Source organism: Variovorax sp. E3 (assembly GCF_016082275.1).
Classification (GTDB): domain Bacteria; phylum Pseudomonadota; class Gammaproteobacteria; order Burkholderiales; family Burkholderiaceae_C; genus Variovorax.
In genome coordinates this window covers 1-5,559 of record NZ_MOWM01000271.1, presented here as the reverse complement: position 1 = coordinate 5,559, position 5,559 = coordinate 1, and the positions used below count along the sequence as shown (strand labels likewise).

General features: G+C 72.2%; 4 protein-coding genes. 1 reads left to right on the top strand and 3 read right to left on the bottom strand.

Going from position 1 to position 5,559, the window contains the following annotated elements:
- Positions 1–106 precede the first annotated feature (106 nt).
- The gene (locus BMG07_RS39650; protein ID WP_198089061.1) at positions 107–1,435 is read right to left on the bottom strand and encodes a DotU family type IV/VI secretion system protein; all 1,329 of its coding nucleotides are present in this window, start codon (positions 1,433–1,435) and stop codon (positions 107–109) included.
- Positions 1,436–1,676: 241 nt separating this feature from the next.
- Between BMG07_RS39650 and BMG07_RS39645 the strand changes: the two genes are divergently transcribed.
- Complete coding sequence (locus BMG07_RS39645; protein ID WP_198089060.1) at positions 1,677–2,354, top strand: response regulator transcription factor; 678 nt, start codon at positions 1,677–1,679, stop codon at positions 2,352–2,354.
- Positions 2,355–2,379: 25 nt separating this feature from the next.
- Here the strand turns inward: BMG07_RS39645 and BMG07_RS39640 are convergent, their stop codons facing one another.
- Both BMG07_RS39640 and BMG07_RS39635 read right to left on the bottom strand, forming a co-directional pair.
- On the bottom strand, positions 2,380–4,731 hold the full coding sequence (locus tag BMG07_RS39640; RefSeq protein ID WP_198089059.1) for a TonB-dependent siderophore receptor: 2,352 nt from the start codon (positions 4,729–4,731) through the stop codon (positions 2,380–2,382).
- Positions 4,732–4,802: 71 nt separating this feature from the next.
- Positions 4,803–5,559, bottom strand: a 757-nt coding sequence (locus tag BMG07_RS39635; RefSeq protein ID WP_198089058.1) for a FecR family protein, incomplete at its 5' end; no start/stop codon positions are given.

Sequence of the window (5,559 nt, the reverse complement as noted above, 5' to 3'; positions counted from 1 at the left end):
CGCGCGCCGCGGCCCGCGTCGCGCACCACGCCGTACAGCAGCGCGAAGCCGAACAGGCACAGCGCCAGCAGCAGCCAGAAGCGGTGCGCGGGCGAGAGCAGCGCGGTCATCGCGACACCGTTTCGAGGAACACGAAATCGGCGATCAGCCGTTCGCTGTTCTTGCTGGCCGCGAGCGTTTCGCGCAGCCGAAGCAGGTAGGCCGATGCAAGTTCGAAGGGCGGCCGGTCGGCGGTCTCGGTGAAGGGCATCGGCGCCGACAGCACCGTGATCAGCACGCTGCCGAAGGGCGGGCTCACGAGCCAGCTCGAAGGGATGTCGCGGCCCATCTCCAGCGTTTCGCCGGCCTTCAGCCGCGTGGGCGCCTGCCCGGCGTTCAGGTGCATGACCGAGCCGTCGGCCGTGTAGTAGTCGACCCAGATGTAGCTGTCGTGGCGCGGCGCCACCACCTGCACGCGCACCGGATCGCCTTCGCGCAGCTTGCCTTCGAGGGCCGAGGGCGCATCGACGGACAGCCCGTAGGCCCTCTCGCGGTTGCGCGCCTGGTAGGGCTTGAGGATGGCGAAGACCTCGCAGTGCGGCCACACGCGCAGGCCCACGTCGAAGCGCGGCGACTTCACGCCGGGCATGGCGCCGACCTCGCGCTCGACGCGCGGCAGGTCGCCGGGCAGCGAGACGAAGCCGCTGACTTGCGTTCGGCCTTCGGCGTCCACGGTGGCCGAGAGGTCGGCGCAGGCGAAGGTCTGCAGGTGCTGCTCCACGCGCTGGCCCAGCGCGGCGGCGGGCGCCGGCGGCCCGGTGGAGCCCAGCCACAGCAGGTAGAGCAGCGGCAGCGCCAGCGCCAGCAGGGCGCCGGTGCGCAGCAGCGTGCGGTCGCGCCGGCGCGTGTCGTTGGGGCCGCGCGGGTCGGGCACGCCGTAGGGCTGCGGCGTGATGCGGTCCTGTGCCAGGCTGCCGGACACGTGGGGGCGCAGCTGCAGCTGGCGGCCGTGCAGGTCTTTCAGCTTGCCGAGCTCGCCCTGGTCGCCGTCCTCGAAGTAGTACTGGCCCTTGAAGCCGAGCACCAGGGCGTGCCAGTAGACCTCGCGCACTTCGTCGTCCTGCGCGCTCAGGGCCGACAGGTGGTGGAAGAACTCGCTGTGGGCGTTGCTGGAGTTGAAGAGCCGGGCCTGCAGCGCGGTGCCGGCAGCGGAGGCGGCTTCGGGGTGGCGCGCGAAGACTTCGTCGATCCACGCCACCATCGCGAAGGCCGCCGATTCGACCTGCGCGGCGGGCGTGCCCGCGGCGTCGGCGGCGTCGCGCGCGGCGTCGAGCAACAGCAGTGCCTTGTCTTGCGCCCTGGCGAGCGCGGGCAGCGGGCGCCCGGCGGCCACGGCCGCGTCCAGCGCCAGGCCGTACGCGATGAATCCGCTGAAGCAGTCGAGCAGGCGTGCCATGACGGTGCCCGCTCAGTCGTGCATTGCGAAGGATGCCTTGCACCGGCGTCTGCAGCGATGGCACATGCCCATGTCCCCGGTTCCTTCGTGTGGGCGTTCATTCTTTCAAAGGGGTCGACGGGGGCGCCATACCGCTTGGGGCCTATGCCGTTGGTGGGGACACTGGCCTTGCTGGCCGGGGCAATCGCCGGTATCTTCTGCACCCGGTAGTTCAATGCACGCTGGGACACGGGGAAAAGCCATGAAAATCCTGATCGCCGACGACCACCGGCTCGTCATCGAGGCGGTCAAAGCCAAGTTGTCGGAGCTGGAGCCCGACATCGAGTTCGTGCTGGCGATGAGCGTCGACGAACTCCTCGCGGGCGCCACCGACGACCTCGACCTGGCCCTGATCGACCTGAACATGCCCGGCGCCGACGGCCAGGCCCACATCGACGAAGTGCGCCGCCGCCATCCGGCCGTGCCGCTGATCGTGCTGTCGGGCTACGAAGACCCGGCCATCATGCGCAGCGCGCTGGAGCGCGGCGTGCTCGGTTTCATTCCCAAGGCGTACTCGCCCGAGGTCATGCTGTCGGCCGTGCGGCTGGTGCTGGCCGGCGGCGTGTATGTGCCGCCGATGATGCTGACGGCGCTGCCGCCCGGCATCGTGGCCGGCGTGGCCCCGCAGGCCGAGTCGCTGTCGCGCGGCGGCGGGGGCAACCAGACGCTGGAGCACCTGCGCAGCGTGCTGACCGAACGCCAGGTCGAAGTGCTGCAGCTGCTGTCGCAGGGCAAGCCGAACAAGCTGATCGGGCGCAGCCTGGGCATCAGCGAAGGCACCGTGAAGATCCACCTGGCCGCGATCTTTCGCGCGCTGAACGTGCGCAACCGCACCGAGGCGGTGGTGGCCGCGCAGGCGCTGACCGAAGCGCAGGCCTGAGCAGGAAATTCCGCGTCGCGCGCCGCTACCAGCGGTAGGTGGCCTTGGCCTGCAGCGTGCGCCCCTGGCCGAAGAACTGCCCATACCCCGCCACATAGCGCCGGTCGAACAGGTTGGTGGCGTTCAGCGCGAAGGCGTAGTGGCCGTGCTCGTAGCGGATGGCCGCGTCGGCCAGCGTGTAGGGCGGATTGAACGTGCTGCCGTCGGGGCTCGCGGGCACCTTGCCCACGCGGCGCACGCCGCCGCCGATGCTCCAGCCCTGCAACTCGGGCGTGGTGAAGCGGTAGTCCAGCCACAGGGCCGCGGTCTGGCGCGCGGTGTTGGTCGGCTGGTTGCCCGTCAGGTCGAGCAGGGTCAGGCCGCGGCCGAGCGTGGCGTCCAGCAGGGTGTAGCTGGCCACCAGCTTGAGCTGCCGCGTGAGCGCGGCGCGGGCCTCGAACTCCGGGCCGCGCGTGCGGGTTTCGCCGATCTGCGCGATCGTGGCGAACAGGTTCTGGCTGGGCACCGAGACGTTGTTCTTCTTCAGGTCGAACACCGACACGGTGAAAAGCGCGTCCATGCCCGGCGGCCGGTATTTCAGGCCCACTTCGAACTGGCGGCCGAGCTCGGGCTTGGGCAGGTCGCCGCTGCCCAGGAAGCCCACCGTCGGCGTGAACGAGGTCGCGTAGCTCATGTAGGGCGCCAGGCCGTTCGGCGCGAGGTACACCAGGCCCGCGTTGTAGGTGGTCCTGGTGTCGGGCGTCTGGCGGGGCGCCGTGCTGGGCAGCGGCGCGGTGGTGGTGCGCACCCGGTCCTGGCGCACGGCCAGGTTCAGCGACCACGGGCCCGCGCGCATCTGGTCCTGCAGGTGGACGCCGCGCTGCGCGATGCTGTTGCTGGCCTGGATGGCGAAGGGGCTCTCGGGCACCGGGGCTCCGTACACCGGCGCGAACACGTCGAGCGACGGCGCGGGCCCGACGCCGAACTGCGACCGGTTGGACTGGCGCTGCAGCTCCAGCCCCATCAGCAGGGTGTGCGACACGGGGCCGGTGCGAAAGCGCGTTTCCAGTTGCGTGTCGAGCGTGAGGCTGCGGTTGCGCTCGCGCAGCCACGTCGCCGTGCGGTTGAGCGTGCGCTGGTCGGCCTGGAAGCTGTCGCCCACGAGCTGCCGGTAGTCGACGTCGAGCGCGGCGTAGCGCGCGTTCTGGCGCAGCGTCCAGTGCTCGTCGATCTGGTGTTCGAGCAGGTAGGCCAGCGAGGTCGCGCTGCGGTTGTAGCGGTCGAAGCCGGGCTCGCCGGTGAAGCGGTCACGCGCAATGGCGCCGTTGGGGTTGGGCACGAGCAGCGCGCCGACCGGCCACATGCTCTTGGGCGTCATGAGGTCGCGCGTGGCCTCGGCCAGCAGCGTGATCCGCGTGCGCGCCGAGGGCCGCCAGGTGAGCGACGGCGCGATGAAGCCGCGGTCGTCGCGCGAGAAGTCGGTCTGCCCGCCGCTCTTGCGCGCCACGCCGTTCAGGCGCCACAGCAGGCTGCCGTCGGCGTTCCAGGCGCCGCCGATGTCAAAGCTGCCCTGGTAGCGGTCGTTGTTGCCGACCGAAACGCTCACTTCGCGCACCGCCTCCGCCGACGGCCGCTTGGACACCATGTTGATCGCGCCGCCCGGTGCCGAGGGGTCGTAGATGGCGCTGGGGCCCTTCAGCAGCTCGACGCGCTCCAGCCCCTGCGGCTCGGCCGGCCAGCGCGCGGCGATGAGGCTGGTGGTGGGGAGCTTGAAGCCGTCCAGGTACTCGGCGGGCGCGAAGCCGCGCACCAGCACCGACGAGAAGCGCGGGTCGTAGCCGCCCACCTCGGTCAGCACGCCGGCCGAGTAGCGCAGCGACTGCTCGACGGTGTGCACGGCCTGGTCGTCCATCTGCTCGCGCGTGACGACGGTCACGGCGCGCGGCGTCTCGAGCAGCGCCACGTCGTTGCGCGTGGCGGTGGCGCTGCGCTGGGCGACGTAGCCGGTGGTCTGGCCGTCGGCGCGCTCGGCCTCGGCCGTGACGGTGAGCGCGGGCAGCGCGGCGGTGCCCACGGCTGGCGCGGGCGCGGTTGGCGCGGCCGGGCGCACCGCGTAGGCGCCGCTGGCGCCGGGCACGGCCTCCAGCCCGTGGGCCGCGAGCAGCGCGGCCAGGCCCGAAGCCACCGTGTGGCGGCCCGCAAGCGCCGGGGCCTGCTTGCCGTGCACCAGCGCCGGGTCGAAGGACAGCGTGATGCCGGCCTGCCGCGCGAAGCCGTTGAGCGCGTCTTCGAGCGCACCGGCCGGCACCGAGAAATCAACGGGCGCGGCTTCGCCCGCTTGCTGCGCGCGCACGGGCGACACGGGCGCGACCCATCCCGCCGCGATGCCGAGCAGCATCGCGACGAGCGCCGTGGGTCTTGTCGCCGCGGACCGCCAGAACCCGTGAGGGCGGTCCGGGAGAAAGCGTCTCAACGTCTGGCAACAGTCACTGTGTCTCCCGTCCCGCGTTCGAGCTTGACCGGCAGCGTGCGCACCAGCGCCTCGAGCGCGCGGCCGACCGGGTCGGGGCCGGCGAGCTGGAACACGCCCGACACCCGCAGCGACGCCACGGCGGGGTCGCACAGCAGCGGCGTGTCGCTGTAGCGGGCCAGCTCGGCGATGAAGGCGTCCAGCCGCATCTGCCGGGCCACCAGCGCGCCGTCGGTCCAGGCGTCGGGCTCGAAGCCGCGGTCCAGCAGGCGCTGCGGCGACGCGGTGCCGGCGCGAATGAGGTAGCCGTCGCCGGCCTGCGCGACGACCGGCGCGGCGTCGCCGGCGTGAATGGCCACGCGGCCTTCGGTCAGCGTGAGCCGGGTCGTGTCGTCGTCCTGCTGGCGCACGCCGAAGCGCGTGCCCAGCGCCTCGAAGCGCGCATGCGGCGTCTCGACCCAGAAGGCGCGGTGGCCCAGCAGCGCGCCGCCGTCGGCGCCGGTGCGCACGAAGAGCTCGCCGCGCAGCAGCACGATGCGGCGCTGGCGCGGCGAGAAGACGACACGCACTTCGGAGTCGGTGTTCAGGTTCAGCTCGGTGCCGTCGGACAGCGTCACGCGCCGGCGTTCGCCGACGGCGGTGGCGTAGTCGGTGCGCTGCTCCCAGGGCGTCGAGCGCCAGACGAACAGTCCGAGCACGCCGCCGGTGGCCGCCAGGCCCAGCACGCCGAGCGCGCGGCGCCGGCCCTCTGCGCGC

Coding starts and splice junctions, on each gene's coding strand:
- BMG07_RS39640 (WP_198089059.1), bottom strand. CDS start 4,731: ATGCTGCTCGGCATCGCGGCGGGATGGGTCGCGCCCGTGTCGCCCGTG.
- BMG07_RS39645 (WP_198089060.1), top strand. CDS start 1,677: ATGAAAATCCTGATCGCCGACGACCACCGGCTCGTCATCGAGGCGGTC.
- BMG07_RS39650 (WP_198089061.1), bottom strand. CDS start 1,435: ATGGCACGCCTGCTCGACTGCTTCAGCGGATTCATCGCGTACGGCCTG.